Raw genomic sequence first — 17,800 nt, forward strand, 5'->3', positions numbered from 1 at the left:
TGTTTTATTCACTTAAAAACGCTCTCCCTTTTCGTTTCCTCCTATGATTTTCGATCCTGCCAGTCTTCCCTCCCATCGTCAAACGATTCGTCCGATTAGCGCCACGGCCCTGCACGGAATTGTATTTCAAGATGACAAATTAATCGCTATCGACGCAAAAAACGGCTATTTATACCAAATTGCCCTCGATACTGGTCATACAAGCGTACTTAATTCCCATCGCTGGCAAGAATTCGTCGGCACGACGGGATTGGCAATCGATGATCAAAATAACCTCTGGTTTACCACTCGCGAAAATCTCTACTGCTGCACTCTCGAAGATTTTACCCCGAAATTTTTTACCCGTCTTCCCTACACCGCTAACGGAGTCGCCGTAACTGGTAACACAATTTATGTCACTTGTCAACGTTCTGGACAAATCTTTATATTTGATCGCCAATCGGGACAGGAAATTACTCGTTTGTACGCGCCGGGTATCGGCATCGAAAATATCACCATTCGCGGGGAAGAACTTTGGTTAACGGATACCCTAGAACAAACGGTTTACTGTCTTGATCGCGCCACGGGAGAACAGCTTTTTAGCATGATAACTCCTTTTGAATCGCCGACGGGATTAGCTTTTTATAACGATGCGAACAGTGGCAAGGATATCTTATATGTGGCCTATGCTTTCCAAGAACCCTTTATCCGCGATAATCCCAATTCCGAACAGGTTTACGAACTTAGTTATCGTCCGCGTACTTTTGTCCATCCTCTATATTTTCACTACGATCCCGCTAAAAAATACACCCTTTCTAACGGTTATCTGATTGAATTATCCTACGTCGAGGAATTGGAACCTCTCTATAATATCGAACTAAAAGATGTGGAATGGCGCATCGCTTTACCCTTAGAAACACCACGGCAAAAAATTCGCAGCGTCGAAGCGGTGGGATTGCCTTTTATTGAAGAAATTCAGGACGGGCAGCGGGTGGCAGTATTTAAGTTCGAGCAAATAACCGGCAAACAACGTCATATTTTTGGGTGGAAAGTAGTATTAGAAGTATGGGGTATTAAATACCAAATTACTCCCCAAGATTGCGAAGATTTACCCCCCTTACCCGCCGATTTTCCCGATCGCTATTTGATCGATAATGATGATCTGGCCATGAATACAGAAATTATCCTCAATGCTGCCGAAGAAGCGATCGGTCGGGAAACCAATCTCCTCAGAAAAGTTTATAGTATTCGTAATTACGTCTATGACCAGCTTTCCTACGGCATCAAACCCCACATCGACACCCCTGATATTGCCCTGCGGCGCGGAGTCGGTTCCTGTGGGGAATATGTGGGTTTATTATTGGCCTTGTGTCGTCTCAATGGTATTGCCTGTCGCACGGTAGGACGCTATAAATGCCCACCCCATCCCCTCGAACGTAATTTACCCCTCGAACCGGATTACAATCACGTCTGGATGGAATTTTATCTCCCCTCTATCGGTTGGGTTCCCATGGAGTCCAATCCCGATGATATTTTTGAAGGTGGTCCCTATCCCAATCGTTTCTTTATGGGTTTAGCTTGGTATCACACGGAAATTGCCAAAGATATCCCCTTTGAACGAATGCTCAGTCAAGGACAACCGGTGTTAAAAACCCAAGTTCCCATCGGCGATTTAGCGATTAATCACGTTCAATTTATCATTCTTGAGGAATTAGCACCGAAAGGCTAGAATTCTGAGCCATCATCTAGGATGCCCATTTCTCTATCTCTTTCTTCTTTGAGTTCTTTGACCATTTGCAAACCCGCGCCCACACAGAAGCCCAGGGTTGCCCCAGCACCGGCAAAATAACGTCCATAGATGATTTGATAGTGATAGGGATTTTTATAGTTGACTTGGCTGGGATTGCGTTCAATGCGGCTAATGCCATAACCGATACCAGCGCCAACTAAAGCCGTTACTAGGCCCGAAAATAGAACTAGACGAAAGTTCATGATCTTATCTCCCGATGGACTCTGACTTTAGATTATCGCTGAAAATTAGTCAATGGCAAGCGATCGCAATAATTTGTTATGAACAGGTTGTCCTGCAATTGTACCAGTTACTCCTCAACCGCTCGCAGAAAAACTTAATATTTTCACTCTTGACAAATTTGCTTTAAGGTGCTAACAAAATCGGGGTAGGAAATGCCAGCCGCTTCAGCGCGATGGATAGTGGTGGGTTGACGGGAATTGAGGGCAGCGATCGCTAGACTCATAGCAATGCGATGATCGGTAAAACTGTCCACTTCCGTGCCGAATAGGCCTGTACCGCCGGTAATCTCTAAACCATCGGGTAATTCCGTTACTTTTGCCCCTAGGCGATCGAGTTGGGTGGCCATCACCGTCAGGCGATCGCTTTCCTTCACCCGTAATTCCTCGGCATCCTTGATAATTGTCGTTCCTTGGGCAAAAACCGCCGCTACTGCCAAAATCGGAATTTCATCGATCAGACGGGGTATAATCTCACCGGCGATCGTGGTTGCCTGTAGTGGACTGGATTTCACCCGCAGATCCGCCACCGGTTCCCCCGTCACCACCCGTTGATTTTCGAGGGTGATATCTGCTCCCATTGCCTGTAAAACCTGTAAAACTCCAGTTCTAGTCGGGTTTATGCCCACATTTTCGATTAATAACTCGGAATTAGGCACAATTGCCCCCGCTACCAACCAAAAAGCTGCCGAACTGATATCCCCGGGGACGATCACCGTTTGTCCGGTTAAAGTGGGATAACCCGTCACCGTGACGCTATTAGTCTCCCCATCCACCTCAATATTTGCCCCAAAAGCGCGCAGCATCCGTTCACTGTGATCGCGAGATAAAGCGGGTTCCGTGATCGTGGTTTTCCCCTCCGTTAACAGTCCTGCGAGGAGAAGACAGGATTTCACCTGTGCAGAAGCGACGGGAGAATAGTAGTGAATCGGTTGCAGAGATTGCCCAGAAACGGCTAAAGGAGCCAAAGAATTGGCTTTTCTGCCCCAAATTTGCGCCCCCATTTCTTTTAGGGGTTTCACCACCCTGGACATGGGACGCGATCGCAGGGAAGCATCACCAGTAACGACAAAAAAAACGGTCTTGATGACCGGCCAATAATCCTAACATTAAGCGGATCGTCGTGCCGGAATTGCCCGCATCGAGGATTTCTGAGGGTTCCTCAAGATTGCCTAAACCCCTACCTTTGACGATCACTTTCTCGCTGTTGAGTTGGGAAATTTCCACACCCATGCAGCGAAAACAACTAGCGGTACTGCGGGGATCTTCGCCTAATAATAACCCATGAATGACGGTTTCTCCTTCGGCGATCGCTCCTAACATCAGGGAACGATGGGATATAGATTTATCGCCGGGGATGGTGATTTTTCCCCGTAATCCCGTGATTTTGGCTGGATCGATCACTAAATCTTGATGGGATTGAAGGGGGTTAAGGGTGACAATAGACATGATCGTTAGGCAGATGAAGACAAGCTCGATCTATTTTCCCCCTTTACCTCGCCCTTTCCTTGTCAAGTTATGTAAAGAATATTAAGCTAGGGTGACAGTTGATTTTCCCGGTGTGACAGGAACGAGCGAGTGGAACGAACCACACCAGACACAAAGATTGATCGCTCCTGTATAAGTTAAACTTATCACACCAAGAAACTGATAACTGATAACTGATAACTGATAACTGATTATGTCTCGTCGTCAACTGTTGAGTTTTTTAATTGCAGTAATTCTGGCATTTTTTGCCTTTATTCCCGATGCTAACGCTTTAGGTGGACCCCAACCCCCTTTAAATCAACCTGCACCCGATTTTACCCTACCGACTAACACGGGAGAAGGGAATATTTCCCTATCGGACTATCGGGGTAAATGGGTAGTTTTGTATTTTTATCCCAAGGATTTTACCCCGGGCTGTACCCTAGAAGCGCGGCGTTTTCAGCAGGATTTGCCGAAATATATGGCTAAAAATACGCAAATTTTAGGGGTAAGTGCCGATGATGTCGATTCTCATGCGGAATTTTGTGACTCGGAGGGGTTAAAATTTCCCTTACTGGCAGATGCTACCGGAGATGTTAGTAAAGCTTATGGTTCTTGGATGGGTTATGTTTCCCTGCGTCATACCTATCTTATCGATCCGCAAGGGATTTTAAAAGAGATTTATTTAGGGGTAAATCCTGCCATTCACAGTGCCGAAGTTTTGGCACGTTTGGAGCAATTACAGGCGAATTCTTGAGATGATTGGACTTGAATCTAGAAATTATTTTGATGAGTTATTGACGATGATAAACTAATTACGGTTTGGATTGTCTATAGTCGCTCAATCAATCTTCATTTTTTAGATAATGGCAGCATACTCTGAACAAATGGTTCAATAATTACACAATAAATGCAGACAATAGCTTATGAATGGATCACGAACAGATTTTCAAGCTGGTTGGTTAAATATAGAGCAGGAATTAGTTTTACTTTTAACAGCAACAATTAATATTAAGGATATGCCGAATGCCTATCCAACTGTTCCTGAACAAAGACAGGAAGATTACTATAATTCCCTGAAGTATTATATTAATTTTCATCCTCGTATCAAAAAAATACTATTTGTGGAAAATTCTGGTTGGCCTCTTGATCGACTGCAAGAAACGACTCAAGAAAATCCCCATAACAAACAAATTGAGTTCATTTCACTAGATGCCAATGATTTTCCTCGTGATTTTGGCAAAGGTTACGGCGAAACCCTATTAATAGAGCAGGGAATTTTAAAATCAGAACTGCTCAAAGAATCTACTTATGTTGCCAAGATAACTGGTAGAATTTATCTTCTCAATATGACCGATATTTTAGAGAGGGTTAAAAGTCCCTTTGAGTGTTTATGTGATTTTAAATGGCCGATTTGGCAACAATTGCGAGACAAAAAAAATAATCCTTCCTATGCAGATACTCGTTTTCTCGTCTTTAGCAAATGCTTCTATGAAAGATACCTGCAGCCGATGCACAAAAATCATCAGCAGGGTTGTTTTTATAGTGAACATCAATATCATCAAGCTATTAATTTAGCATCCCAATCGGCTAATGTTTGTAAAAGGTTTCCCGTTGAACCGAAATTTTCTGGTATTGCGGGACATTTTGGGGGAAAAGACTATAATAGTCGTTCCGAACAGTTGAAATACGCAATTCGTGTCTTGACTCGTCAAACTATGCCTTGGCTATATCTGTAAGCAACTCTTACCGTCTATGGTATCGACGACAAATAACAATTCCATAGAGCAGAAAAAAGTCGGGATTTTAAAAGCAAAATTTTCGATAAAAAAAATCCCGACCACGATTGTGTCATTGGTAGGGGATTAATAACCTTAACCGAGATAATCAGGACTAATTGCAATCATCGTCCTTATCACCCTTACAGTCACGGTTTTGTAAAATTAGCGGCCAAGAGGAATGGTCAAAATGGTTATCTTGACTATGAACCGCTAAAGTGTGAGAAAGAGAACCTAACAGCAAGGAGACCACAACAAACAAGGTTAACGAGATTTTCATGGCTTTACTCCCTTAGACACTATCAGGTAATTGACCTATTTTTACCATAGGGTTTTCCCGCTCGGATGTCAGTCCCATTGCCAAGAGGGAAAAAGGGGTTAACATGGAAAAAAAGGGAAATAAGTAGAATAAAGTAGAACGGGATGAAACCACAGGGATGGGACGAGTTTCTCAAACATCTAGCCAGAGAATACGGTGTTCAAGGCAAATTAAAGGAGATTTTTTTGGTTCGTTTTGCCTACGAAAATTGGCGCAAACCGGATGAGGAAATTTGGGAAATGGCCGAGGCTGCCAGCCATGAAACCTATAAAAAACAAATGACTAAAATCTATAGCTATTTCTCGGCAGATAAAGATAATGGCTGTCCCGAACTAGAATTAGGTAGTAAAGGGCCGGGTAAGTTCCAAATCCTCCGAGAATGGTTCAAAGATATCAAATATCCTCAATGGAAAAATCACCCCACCCCGATAGTAGCAGAAAAATCAGTTATAGATACTTATATTAGCCGCCCTCCCGTCGAAAGCGACTGTTATCAAGAAATTAATCGTCCGGGGTCACTTATTCGCATTAAAGCTCCCGAAAAAAACCGGTAAAACTTCTCTCCTTAAACATCTGCTCGCTCAGGCAGATAGTTGGGGACATAGCACAGTTTATATTAATTGTCAAGTGGCAGAAAAGGCGATGTTTGCCAGTTTAGACCGATTTTGTCGCTGGTTTTCGGCAAATGTCAGCCGAGAATTGGGTTTAAAGCCTCAATTAGATGAATATTGGGATGAGGAACTATTTGGCAGTTTAATCAGTTGTCAAACCTATTTTCAGTCCTATCTTTTGGAACAGATTAACGGGCCTCTTGTTTTGGCCCTAGATAATTTAGACAGAATTTTCGAGTATCCTGACATCGCTAGGGATTTTTTGCCGCTTTTGCGCTGTTGGCACGAAGAAGCTAATAATTTAGAAATCTGGCAGAATTTGCGGTTAGCGATTGCTAATTCCACGGAAATCTATATTCAATTGGACGCTAATCAATCTCCCTTTAATGTCGGTCGTGCGATTAAATTACCCGGTTTTAGTCTCGAACAACTGGAAAACTTGGCTAGTAGCTACGGATTGCCTAAAAATGAGGATAATCAGCGTTTTATCAGGGATTTAATCGCTCTAGTCGCTGGTCATCCCTATCTTAGCCGTTTGGCCCTGGAAGCGCGGGTGCGCGGGGAAAAAAATATTCTCCCTAATGCTGCTACCCAAGGGGGAATTTATGCGGCACACTTGCGTCATCACTGGGATAGTCTGCAAAAACAGCCGGAATTATTGACAGCGATGGGGGAAGTGGTTAATTCTTACGATAAGGGAGTGCGATTAGAACCGATTACTGCCTATAAACTGGAAAGTATGGGCTTAATTCAGCTAAAAGGCGATCTAACCCAGCCTAGCTGTCAATTATATCAGCTTTACTTCCGAGAAGAACAGACCGGCAGCGGTCTCTAGTAGATAATTTAGACACCGATAAGTATCTGGTGGGATTAAAGATTGCTTAACTTGCTAAAGATTGTAGTTCGGAAGTGGCATAAACTCTAACATTAACAGAAAGTTGCCGATTTTAATCTTGTCCTAACCGAGCAAAATTGACAATTGAATGTGTAATTTTAAAAATATCTATCCCGTCAATCTCATCTAACCGCAAATGCTCAAAATTTTAGTTGATGGTACACCGATAAGACAAAATCCTAGTGGAATTGGATTATATGCTTATCATCTGATTGCCGAATTAGCTAAATTACAAAACCAAGAAAACTTTTCCCTGTCCCTCTGTTTTCAACCATCGGTAAAAAACTGGCTGCGGGGTAATCTTTCTATCCCCAAAAAACTGCAATCCTATCCAGATGTTAAATGTTTACCAATTCCCGTCAGTCTTAGCAATATCTTAACCCGATTTCCTAATCCTCTAATTCCCTATCTAGAAAACTTTCTTGATTCTCCCGATATTCTCCACGGATTGGATCATGTGGTGTATCCTTGTGGTCAGAGTCGTAAAGTTATGACTATTCATGATGTTACTTTTATTAAATATCCTGAGTTTGTCACGGGGATTGTCAAAACCTACACCCAACGCATTAAACAATCTCTACAATGGACAGATTTAGTCATTGCTAACTCCGCAAGTACCAAACGAGATATTATCGAATATTTAGATGTAACCCCAGATAAAATTTTTGTTACTCCCCTCGCAAGTCGTTATTCTTCCCTCCCCAATCCTCCCGCATCCCTAACCATCACTAAACCCTATTTACTCTTTGTTAGTACTCTAGAACCAAGAAAAAATATTATTAATCTTATCGATGCTTTTAACTACCTCAAGGACAGGTATAAATTAGACCATAATCTGATTCTGATTGGCAAAAAAGGATGGAAGTATCAACCAATTTTCGATAAAATATCTCAGTCTCCTTTTCGAGATAGTATTCAACATCTTGATTATCTTGCTGATGACTTAGTTGCGGATTATTATCAAAAAGCCGATGTTTTTGTCTATCCTTCTTTTTATGAAGGTTTTGGATTACCAGTTTTAGAAGCGATGACTTTAGGTTGTCCTGTGGTAACTGCTAATACTGCATCCTTACCCGAAGTCACCGGAGACTCGGCAATATTAATTAATCCCGATAATCCCCTAGAAATTGCTGCGGCAATCTATCAGGTGATTAGTGATACCTCTCTCCGTCAAGAATTAATCACTAAAGGAAAAAAACAAGCGGCAAAATTCTCTTGGCAAAAAACCGCACAAGCTACGATAAAAGCTTATCGTTCTCTTTTATAATAACTGGCAAATATCTATGAATAAAAATCATCAATTATTAATCAATCTCGCTTTTCTGGGTACTAAATATACTGGGTTGACTACCTATACTAAAAATCTCATTCCCCAATTAGCTAACTTAAATCCTACCCTTATCACTTCTAATAGTTACCCAGATTTTAACACTTATCCTGTGTCGGCAAACCTCACCCAAGAACAGGGAACTAAAGGCAATATTAGGCGCTTAATTTGGACAGAAACCCAACTCTATCAAACCTATCAACAATTGAAATCCTCTCTGCTATTTACCCCTATTCCCGAAGCACCTATTTATCGAAATTGCCGCTATATTGTCACAGTTCATGATTTAATTCCCCTGCGATTTCCGAAATTTTCTCCCCTAACTTTTTATAATAAATACTATTTACCTCAAGTCCTGAAAAAAGCAATACATATTATCGCTGTTTCCCAAGCAACTGCCTCCGATATTAATAAGTTTTTTAACATACCTCTTGACAAAATAACCGTGATTCTTTCTGGATATGATTCTTATAATTTTCGTCCTCTAAATCTGGCGACTCGTCCCTATTTTCTCTATCTTGGTCGTTATGATCCTCATAAAAATCTCGGTCGTTTAATTACTGCTTTTTCCCAAATCGACCCCGAATATCAATTATTAATTGTCGGTCAATTTGACCCCCGTTTTACCCCTCCTCTACAACAACAGGTAGAAGCATTATCAATCTCTCAACGGGTGCAATTTTTAAACTATGTTTCCTATGAAGAATTGCCGCAACTTTTAAACCAAGCAACTGCTTTAGTTTATCCCTCCCTTTGGGAAGGTTTCGGATTACCTGTACTAGAAGCGATCGCCTGTGGAACTCCTGTAATTACTTCTAATCTTTCTTCTCTCCCAGAAGTCACGGGAGATGCGGCAATTTTAATTAATCCCTATAGTATTGATGAGATGAGAGAGGCAATGCAGCAAATCGCTACTGATGAACAATTACGCCTAAAATTAAAATCCCTGAGTCGCCAACGCGCCGAGCTTTTTAGTTGGGAAAAAACTGGTCAAGAAACCGCAACAATTCTGCAAAGTTTTCTATAAAAATGGTGAGAAAAAAACTTATCAATCATTGTAGGATGGGTTATACTAAATCCGTTGAGTAACGCACAGAAAACGGGTTTCTCCGAGAAACCCGTTTTCTACTCATGCAAAAGGCAACAGGGGGAATAAATAATCAGTTTTTAATAACCAGATTTAGCATCAACTCATAGTAGATGGATTCATGAATCCATCTACCTGGGGGGGAGATTCAGTGTTACTTCCTATATATTATTGTGCCATTCTTCGGGAATTTGAGCAACTTTTTCCTTACCATTAGGCTGATGAATAGGTTTTCCTAAAGGACGAATTTTGAGATTTCCCTGACAATAAGCGGCGATTCTTTCCTGGGCAATTTTCACATATTCTGCTTCTTTTTCACTTCCCATCACTCGACGATTGTGCATAATACTAGCAATCAGAGAAGTTCCGACTCCAGCAAAGGGATCGAAAACCCAATCCCCCTCATTTGTCAAGGCTAAAACACATCTTTCTACTAATTCAATTGGATATTGACAAGGATGGATAGTTTTCTCTGGATGATTAGATTTAACGTTAGGAATATCCCACAGTAACTCATCCCATTCTTGCGTTAAAAACTCCCAAACATCGCTGGGATTTTTCCCTAAAGGATTACCAGAGGGTTTACCGATATTTTTACCTTTAAAATGACGCTTACCGGGGTATTTAGCGGGAATTCTCACCGGATCAAGATTAAAGGTGTATTTATCGGTTTTTGTCAACCATAAAATAGTTTCATATCTGCCAGAAAATCTTTTAGAGGTATGTAATCCATGGCCAAAATGCCAGACAATTCTATTTCTTAAAAAGAAACCCATTTGTTTAAATAGCTGATAATAAAAAATATCTAAAGGATAAACTTCACCCTCTTGAACGAAATTTCCCACCTGCCAGCAAATACTGCCATTATCTTGCAAGATTCTAGAGAATTCTCGCAGAATTTTGGTTTGGGTTTCCAGATAAGTATCCAAAGAGATTTTTTTTTCGTAGTCTTTTCCTAAATTGTAGGGAGGAGAAGTAATAATCAAGCTCACAGAATTATCTGGTATAGTCTTGATAAAATTATTGCTATCTCCTTGATAAAGAATTATCTCGGCATCAGGTTGATAAAAGTCTCGCACTGATTTTGATTGAGAAAATAAGGGCAACTGATTCATAGACAATTTAGCAGAGAAGAGCCACTTTTAATTATATAATTTTCTGTACTAAAAATCGCAAAGATTTCGGGCTGGGTAAACTGGACGTTTTACAATCTACCACCGCAGTTATTCAGTAAGCCCCAAGTATTATAATTTATAGTACAATTGGCATCTCCCCATTTTACACCCAATATTCAAGAGAGCCGTTTTTTTAAACAATTAATGTCATCTGTAGCCAGCAAAGATATAACAAAGATTCTACTTTGTTTAGATAAAAATCGGGAAGAAATAGTCAGTATTTTTCCTATTCTTCCCTTAACTCAGATTAGCTTAAACCCGGAACGCACTCGCCTAATTCCACTGTAAAAGGCTGCCAAGGACGAGGATCAATTACCTTTGTCGGCAAGTCATGGGATGTTAATAATTCTTGAAAAGATTCGGGACTACCCCCAGCACTTAACACCGCCATCAATAATCCTTTAAACTCGATATCACCACCGGCAGCCGTAGAAATAATATATTGGGGTTGCAAGCGTTGACAGACTGCTAAGGCGCTTTCTTGTCCTTTGATTACCGGTCCGAGGAAAGGTATTTTTAAGTCAATCAAAGGAGTGATAATTACATCGATTTTACCCAAAGAATCGAGGGTAGGAGAGTGATATCCGTGGGGTTCGTAATAGATAGTTTGATTGGTCGCTAATTCCTTGATAATATAACCATTTTCCACCAAAGTCGGCCCTACTGGAGAACCGGGGACGGCAGTAATCTCGATCGCATTGTCAAAGATATAACTAGAACCGTGGGTTAAAGGGATGCGATGGGTATAATTGAGGGATTTAACGACTTTTTCGGCATTCGGAGAAGCTACCACGGGAATTTGGCGATCGAGTACCTGTAAAGTAGGAGGATGAGCGTGATCTTCCAAACCTTGGGAGAGAAGAATCAGATCGATATGTTCGGGAATGGCATGATTAGCGGTTTTTTTGCCCTCAAATAGCCAAGTTAAATTACCAAAAGTCAGGGAACCTACCAACCAAGGATCGAGAAGCAGGCGTTTTCCCCCGATTTCGATTAACCAAGAATTACTATCAAGCCAAGTTAACTGCATATAAGGAGAATGAGGATTTTCTTAATTTAATTTAACATTAGCATTAATTTTTCTGCGCTTGGGGGTTTTTCAGTCATCAGTGAATGCCATTCATAGCAGTTATCTTAATGGCGAGGTAGGAAGTCTCTGGTTTTAGGGAACAGGCAACAGTAGCCAGTCGTCTGGGGATGATACCAAATTAGGTTACACTTCACCTTGAGGAGAAACGCTGTAACACTCCTCACTTAATGCCTCTCACTGAAAACCCAAATCTGATCACTGATTACTGATTACTGATCACTGATCACTGATTAGTCAAGGCTTAAGAAATAGGGAAAGTTTAGCTATCTTAGGGAAAGTAGGCGCTAAAAGGGGAGGAAGAACGCATCAGCCGAGACTGAATTTCTATGACTAAACGTACCTTCGGTGTTATCGGACTAGCTGTCATGGGAGAAAATCTCGCTCTCAATGTGGAGAGTCGGGGTTTTCCCATCGCTGTTTACAATCGCACCGCCAGCAAAACTAAAGAATTTATGGAAACTCGCGCCGTCGGCAAAGATGTCAAGGCGGCCTATAGTTTAGAAGAATTCGTCCAAATTTTAGAGCGTCCCCGCAAAATTCTGGTCATGGTCAAAGCTGGTCCCCCGGTGGATGCCGTGATCGAACAATTAAAACCCCTTCTCGAAGAAGGAGATATGATTATCGATGGCGGTAACTCCCTCTACGAGGACACGGAAAGACGCACCCGCGACCTAGAATCGACCACTAAACTGGGTTTTGTCGGCATGGGAGTCAGTGGTGGCGAAGAAGGGGCTCTGCACGGTCCTTCCCTGATGCCAGGGGGTACAGAGTTCGCCTATCGGGAATTAGAGCCGATTTTAACCAAAATTGCTGCCCAAGTCGATGATGGTCCCTGTGTCACCTATGTGGGGCCCGGAGGTGCGGGCCATTATGTGAAAATGGTTCACAATGGCATCGAGTACGGCGATATGCAGTTAATTGCGGAAGCCTACGATGTGCTGAAAAATGGTCTAGGACTAAGCAATCAGCAGTTACAGGAAACTTTCACGGAGTGGAATCGCACCGATGAGCTTAATTCTTATTTAATTGAAATTACCGCCGATATCTTTAAGTACGTTGACCCGGAAACTGGTCATCATCTGGTAGATTTAATCTTGGATTCGGCGGGACAAAAGGGAACAGGACGCTGGACTGTGTTAAGTTCCTTGGAGTTGGGGGTGTCAATTCCGACCATTTATGCTGCGGTTAATGCTCGCGTTATGTCCGCTTATAAGGATGAACGGGTGGCAGCCGCAAAAGAGTTACCCGGACCCGGGGAAACCTATCTAGGGGATGCGGCAATATTTGTCAATAAGGTGCGTGATGCCCTTTACTGCTCGAAAATGTGTTCCTATGCCCAGGGTATGGCTTTGATCGCTAAAGCTTCTCAGGAGTTTAACTATAATATCAGTCTGCCGGAATCAGCCCGGATTTGGAAGGGCGGCTGTATTATTCGGGCCGGTTTCTTGGATAAAATTCGCAAAGCTTTTGCGGAAAATCCGGGGCTGCCGAATTTGTTGTTAGCGCCGGAATTTAAGCAAAGTATTCTTGATCGCCAAGAAGCATGGCGTGAGGTGTTAGTCTTGGCTAATAAGTTGGGAATTCCTGTCCCAGCTTTTAGTTCTTCTTTGGACTATTTTGATAGTTATCGTCGGGCCAATTTGCCGCAAAATCTCACCCAAGCACAACGGGATTATTTTGGCGCTCATACCTATCAACGTACCGATAAACCCAGAGGTGAGTTTTTCCATACGGAATGGATGGCTGGATTGTAAAGCTATCTAATGTTTTCTCCCCTTTTGATTTCTGGTAAAAAGGGGGGATTTTTTGGCGATATTTTTCTGATTAAGAGTTAACTAGGGTTGGCTGAATATTACTGGAAGCCTTACTAGAAAACGGTTTTGGGACTTTTTTAGCCAAAAAAGTGTAAGAAACAAACGTTGAGAAATCGATCCGAGGGACTCAAAATCCTTACACTTTCATTGGCGAACGCAAAGCGCTCGCGTAGCGAGAACGCAAAGGGTTCCGCTTTCAGGCACGCAAGGTCATTCTGTTATTCTGATCCTGTAGGAATGGTAATTCAATAAGGGACTTGCGTAAAAATAAGATGCCAGCTAGGAGGGCAGAACCGTCACATCCCATTTGGGCAAAGTTTCAGAACGCTGCGTTGAAAGGTTGCAATTGTTCTAGTTCTTAGCCAAAACCTTCACCCCTTTTTCATAAGTTCCTTCTACCAAATGCACTAGAGGTTTTATCCCCTTCCAAGTCATGTTAGAAGCCCAATTAAGAGCCGCATCAATTGAATCTAAAATTGCCCCATTCCAATAGTTCTCTAAGACGGCCCAACACCTTTCAATTGGATTATATTTACTAGGGCATTTGCGGGTAATAGATGAGCCGTATTTGCCACTGAGTTTTTCGGGCAAAGTCTACCATTCTTTTGATAAATTGGCTGCGGTTGCTGCGAGTGGCGGCTCCTCCATCTAAATCAATGACTAATTCTTCTAACCCTGGATAGATTGCTTGATTTGATTTTTTCAGTCAGTTCAGTTACCATAGTTGAGAGTGGGAGTAACAAGTTGCTTCTCTAGTCTAGATGGTAACTTATTAATACGCAAGTACCACACCACCCGAAAACCGCTGAAGTCGTAGTTGTCGCGGCGGAAGAGGTCGTAGCGGTAAGCGGAACGGCAGTTATAAGGATAGAAGTACCAAGAACCGCCCTGCGCTATTGGATAATCATTATCATTATTAAGCCACGCCGAGCCATCCTCCGGCGCTCCAATATAGTTCTCGTGCCGATTGTCTTCGCACCACTGCCAAACATTGCCACTCATGTCATACAGTCCCCAACCATTGGGCTTTTTCTGGCCCACAGGATGAGTTTTATTACCAGAATTTCCGCTATACCAAGCGTAATCTCCTAACTGATTAGCATCATCACCAAAATAATAGCGAGTAGTTGTTCCGGCACGACAAGCATACTCCCATTCCGCTTCTGTGGGTAGGCGATAGGTTTTGCCGGTTATTTGACTCAATTTCTGACAAAAGGCTTGAGCATCGTTCCAACTAACCTTTTCTACTGGATTTTGGGGATTATTTTTAAAATGAGAGGGATTAGTTCCCATTACTGCTTGATATTGTGCTTGAGTAACGGGATATTTGCCAATGGCAAAACTGTTGACTTTAACTTGGTGTGGAGGCTTTTCGTAATCACTTTCAGAAGAACCCATGAGAAATTGACCTGCTGGTAAGCTTACCATCTCCAGTGTTATCCCATTGGGTAGGTTTTCGGTAAATGAAGTTTTATTTCCTACCACTGTCTCTGGTTGAGTTCGGGGAGGAATGGGAGAGTCACCGATGACGGAAGTGGCAAAATTCCCGACTCTCTCGATTACATGGTTGTTGATGCGTTGAATGGCGGTTTCCAGTTCGATTTCCTCGTCGGGGATTTCCGCTTCTGTCCATTGCCATCCTTCCTGTTCGGCTCGCTCTAATGCGCTCGCTAAACGACTGCGCTTTTCTTCGCTGGTGACGAGGAAATTGAGCAAACTAGCCGATAGATTCTCGTTTTTGCGGAAAGATACGGCCGATTCGGAACTGAGAATCTTCTGGACGAGGGATTCCACTTCGCTGACACTGCGGGACAGTTCCCCGTCAATCGTCACTACTCGATCGATCAAACCCTGAAACTGTCCGATAATTGGTTTTAGGTATTCATCTTTATGGTCGGTGAGAAATCTGATTAACTGGTTATAGTCCTCGACTAATCTTTCCAATTCTTGAAAGGTTTCCTCGAAATTGAGGGGTTCTTCTTTTTTCCTCAATCCTAGCCATGTATGGCGAACCCGTTTTCCAGTTTTAATCAGTTGCTGTCTTTCTTGAATCTGATCCTGTAAAATTAATAAATCGGGGCGATTTAGTCGGGGAAGTTGATAGGTTTTCCGATACAGCTTGATTTTCGCTGTTTCCGCTGCCATCGCCGTCATCGCTGAGGGTGGGTTTTTTCTATTTTAGCCCGACCTCTGATGATTCAGAGGAGCAGAATTAGTAAAAGCTCAAGGTCAATGCCAACCCGAAACACCTCAACAACTAATGGAAGAGATTCTTGCTTGATTAAAATAAATTAAGGTCATCTGGCCGCAGTCAGTTTTAACCGACTGAAAGTATTGTAAAGTTTCAATACAAATATGGTCAGATATAGTCAGGCATGGTAATATATAGATAGGAAACTATCAGACTATGCAAAAAAAACAGGAATAAGTTATCGAACGGCTTGGAGGTGGTGGAAACAAGGGAATTTAACAGGTTATCAATTGCCTTCTGGTACAATTATCATAACGGATGACAACCATTCAAAACCCGACTTGATAGCTTGCATTTATGCAAGAGTTTCCAGCGCCGAAAATAAAGACAATCTAGATAGACAAGCTGACCGATTAAAAGATTATGCTGTTGCCAGAGGCTACAAAATCTACAAAGTTGTCAAAGAAGTAGGCAGTGGATTAAACGATAATCGCCAACAATTAGCCAAAATTCTAGTTGACCCCAATTATAATGTTTTAATTGTTGAACACAAAGAACGTCTAGCCAGATTGGGGACTAATTATCTAGAAATCTTGTTAAAAGAACTAGATAAAAAACTGGAAATTGTCAATCAAAGTGAGGATAAGCAAGATGAGTTGATGTCAGATTTAATAGCCATTATCACCTCTTTTTGTTCTCGAATTTACGGATTAAGAAGGTCGAAAAGAAAGACAGAAAAGATTATAGCTGAGTTAAAAGATAACGGAGAATAATGTTAGGAGCAGAAAGACACATTATCAAGAAAGGACATAGATTTTGGGCTGAGATAGATAATTTATCTTGGCAGTCTAAAAATCTCTACAACTCAGCCAATTATTTAATCCGACAAAACTTCATTTATGGTCATGGCTATTTGACCTATAATCAGATGGCCTCTCTGAGGTCAGAGACAGAACAGTATCAAGCTTTACCCGCTAAAATTTCCCAACAAGTTTTAAGAGGATTAGACCGGAACTGGAAATCATTTTTTGCCGCTTCATCAGAGTTTAAAAGTCACCCCGATAAATTTCTGGTCAAACCCAAAATCCCTGGCTATAAGGAGCCAAAAAAAGGAAGAAATCTCTTAGTTTACACAATTCAAGCCATCAGCAAAGTAGGTCTTAAGCAAGGATTAGTCAAGCTATCAGGGACATCAATTGCATTGCCGACGAGAGTTGCGGAGCGCATAGCAGAAGTCAGAATAGTTCCTAAATGTGATTGTTATGTAATCGAGGTAATTTATGAGAAAACTGAACAGTTCTTAGCTCCTAATGAAAAGATAGCTGCGATAGATTTAGGCATAGATAATTTGATGGCTGTAACTTCAAATCAACCGGATTTTCTCCCTTTGTTGATTAATGGCAGACCGTTAAAAAGCCTGAATCAATTTTATAACCAACGTCGAGCTAAGTTACAATCTCTGTTAACAGGTAATCGTCAAAGTTTCCAGAGGATTCGCCGTTTAACTCGCTGTCGAAATCAGAAAGTAGATGATTATCTTCATAAGGCTAGTTGTTATTTAGTCAATCTCTTAGTTGACCAAGAGATAACAACTTTAGTAATTGGGAAAAATGACGGTTGGAAACAAGGAGTGAACTTAGGAAAAGTCAACAATCAAAAATTTGTGACCATCCCTCATGCTCGATTAATTGACATGATTAGTTATCAATGTCAATTAGAAGGAATCTCTGTGATTCTTCAAGAGGAATCCTATACCTCCGTTGCTAATTTTTTGAATTTAGACCCCCTACCAGTGTATGGACAAACAACTGAAAAGCCAGTGTTTTCAGGAAAAAGGATTAAACGAGGTTTATATCGCACAGATAGAGGATTTCTTTGCCAATCTGATGTGATGGGTTCCTACAACATTTTGCGAAAAGCATTCCCAAATGCGTTTAACCGCTATGGGATAGAGAGGTGCTTAGTTCACCCAAGGAGAATCAATCTCTCGAAGTAAAAGTGAAGGGAATTTCTGAAATGGAATTCAGTCTGTCTATATT

At 41.7% G+C, this 17,800-nt stretch carries 17 protein-coding genes and 1 pseudogene; 10 read left to right on the top strand and 8 right to left on the bottom strand.

Features of this window, described 5'->3' with window-relative positions:
• Positions 1–43 precede the first annotated feature (43 nt).
• Positions 44–1,708 (top strand): transglutaminase domain-containing protein, encoded by a 1,665-nt coding sequence (locus tag GQR42_RS02995; RefSeq protein WP_158198851.1) that lies wholly within the window; start codon positions 44–46, stop codon positions 1,706–1,708.
• On the opposite strand, the gene GQR42_RS03000 is transcribed toward GQR42_RS02995, so the two are convergent.
• Positions 1,705–1,971, bottom strand: coding sequence for a hypothetical protein (locus GQR42_RS03000; protein ID WP_158198852.1), 267 nt, complete (start codon positions 1,969–1,971; stop codon positions 1,705–1,707). The genes GQR42_RS02995 and GQR42_RS03000 overlap by 4 nt on opposite strands.
• Before the next feature lie 143 nt (positions 1,972–2,114).
• Positions 2,115–3,456 (bottom strand): annotated as a pseudogene (gene aroA / locus GQR42_RS03005) (3-phosphoshikimate 1-carboxyvinyltransferase).
• 232 nt (positions 3,457–3,688) lie between these two features.
• Here aroA and GQR42_RS03010 point away from each other — a divergent pair.
• Positions 3,689–4,231: a peroxiredoxin gene (locus GQR42_RS03010; RefSeq protein WP_158198853.1), complete on the top strand. Its 543-nt coding sequence runs from the start codon at positions 3,689–3,691 to the stop codon at positions 4,229–4,231.
• Positions 4,232–4,400: 169 nt separating this feature from the next.
• A complete protein-coding gene (locus GQR42_RS03015; protein ID WP_158198854.1) occupies positions 4,401–5,213 on the top strand; it encodes a hypothetical protein in 813 nt (270 codons plus the stop codon).
• Between the two features lie 154 nt (positions 5,214–5,367).
• Here GQR42_RS03015 and GQR42_RS27400 read toward each other — a convergent pair whose 3' ends face one another.
• Positions 5,368–5,532, bottom strand: coding sequence for a hypothetical protein (locus tag GQR42_RS27400; RefSeq protein WP_199273260.1), 165 nt, complete (start codon positions 5,530–5,532; stop codon positions 5,368–5,370).
• A gap of 143 nt (positions 5,533–5,675) precedes the next feature.
• Between GQR42_RS27400 and GQR42_RS29810 the strand changes: the two genes are divergently transcribed.
• The 4 genes from GQR42_RS29810 (at position 5,676) to GQR42_RS03030 (ending at position 9,431) form a co-directional block, all read left to right on the top strand.
• A complete protein-coding gene (locus GQR42_RS29810) occupies positions 5,676–6,125 on the top strand; it encodes an AAA-like domain-containing protein (protein WP_233271246.1) in 450 nt (149 codons plus the stop codon).
• Entirely contained in the window at positions 6,076–7,017 is a 942-nt protein-coding gene (locus tag GQR42_RS03020) for an AAA-like domain-containing protein (RefSeq protein ID WP_233271442.1), read from the top strand. Before GQR42_RS29810 ends, GQR42_RS03020 begins: the two co-directional genes overlap by 50 nt.
• 196 nt (positions 7,018–7,213) lie before the next feature.
• The gene (locus tag GQR42_RS03025) at positions 7,214–8,344 is read left to right on the top strand and encodes a glycosyltransferase family 4 protein (RefSeq protein WP_158198855.1); all 1,131 of its coding nucleotides are present in this window, start codon (positions 7,214–7,216) and stop codon (positions 8,342–8,344) included.
• A 16-nt stretch (positions 8,345–8,360) separates the two neighbouring features.
• Positions 8,361–9,431: a glycosyltransferase family 4 protein gene (locus tag GQR42_RS03030; protein WP_158198856.1), complete on the top strand. Its 1,071-nt coding sequence runs from the start codon at positions 8,361–8,363 to the stop codon at positions 9,429–9,431.
• 221 nt (positions 9,432–9,652) lie between these two features.
• On the opposite strand, the gene GQR42_RS03035 is transcribed toward GQR42_RS03030, so the two are convergent.
• Together GQR42_RS03035 and GQR42_RS03040 are read right to left on the bottom strand one after the other, a co-directional pair.
• Positions 9,653–10,606: a DNA-methyltransferase gene (locus GQR42_RS03035; RefSeq protein ID WP_158198857.1), complete on the bottom strand. Its 954-nt coding sequence runs from the start codon at positions 10,604–10,606 to the stop codon at positions 9,653–9,655.
• 307 nt (positions 10,607–10,913) lie between these two features.
• A complete protein-coding gene (locus GQR42_RS03040) occupies positions 10,914–11,696 on the bottom strand; it encodes an MBL fold metallo-hydrolase (RefSeq protein WP_158198858.1) in 783 nt (260 codons plus the stop codon).
• A 386-nt stretch (positions 11,697–12,082) separates the two neighbouring features.
• Here GQR42_RS03040 and gnd point away from each other — a divergent pair, with 386 nt between their 5' ends.
• A complete protein-coding gene (gene gnd, locus GQR42_RS03045) occupies positions 12,083–13,510 on the top strand; it encodes a decarboxylating NADP(+)-dependent phosphogluconate dehydrogenase (protein WP_158198859.1) in 1,428 nt (475 codons plus the stop codon).
• 411 nt (positions 13,511–13,921) lie between these two features.
• Here gnd and GQR42_RS03050 read toward each other — a convergent pair whose 3' ends face one another.
• From GQR42_RS03050 to GQR42_RS03060, 3 genes are read right to left on the bottom strand one after another with little or no spacing between them, the layout of a single operon-like run.
• Positions 13,922–14,161: an ISAzo13-like element transposase-related protein gene (locus GQR42_RS03050; RefSeq protein ID WP_158198860.1), complete on the bottom strand. Its 240-nt coding sequence runs from the start codon at positions 14,159–14,161 to the stop codon at positions 13,922–13,924.
• A complete protein-coding gene (locus tag GQR42_RS29370) occupies positions 14,106–14,276 on the bottom strand; it encodes an ISAzo13-like element transposase-related protein (RefSeq protein ID WP_371731330.1) in 171 nt (56 codons plus the stop codon). The genes GQR42_RS03050 and GQR42_RS29370 overlap by 56 nt, the downstream gene beginning before the upstream one ends.
• Before the next feature lie 5 nt (positions 14,277–14,281).
• Positions 14,282–15,715, bottom strand: a complete 1,434-nt coding sequence (locus GQR42_RS03060; RefSeq protein ID WP_158198861.1) for a formylglycine-generating enzyme family protein — start codon at positions 15,713–15,715, stop codon at positions 14,282–14,284.
• 240 nt (positions 15,716–15,955) lie between these two features.
• On the opposite strand from GQR42_RS03060, the gene GQR42_RS03065 reads away from it, so the two are divergent.
• Both GQR42_RS03065 and GQR42_RS03070 read left to right on the top strand, forming a co-directional pair.
• On the top strand, positions 15,956–16,534 hold the full coding sequence (locus GQR42_RS03065) for an IS607 family transposase (protein ID WP_158202358.1): 579 nt from the start codon (positions 15,956–15,958) through the stop codon (positions 16,532–16,534).
• Positions 16,534–17,757 (top strand): RNA-guided endonuclease InsQ/TnpB family protein, encoded by a 1,224-nt coding sequence (locus GQR42_RS03070; RefSeq protein ID WP_158198862.1) that lies wholly within the window; start codon positions 16,534–16,536, stop codon positions 17,755–17,757. Before GQR42_RS03065 ends, GQR42_RS03070 begins: the two co-directional genes overlap by 1 nt.
• Positions 17,758–17,800: the final 43 nt, after the last annotated feature.

The sequence above is a fragment of the Microcystis aeruginosa FD4 genome (assembly GCF_009792235.1).
Classification (GTDB): Bacteria; Cyanobacteriota; Cyanobacteriia; order Cyanobacteriales; family Microcystaceae; genus Microcystis; species Microcystis viridis.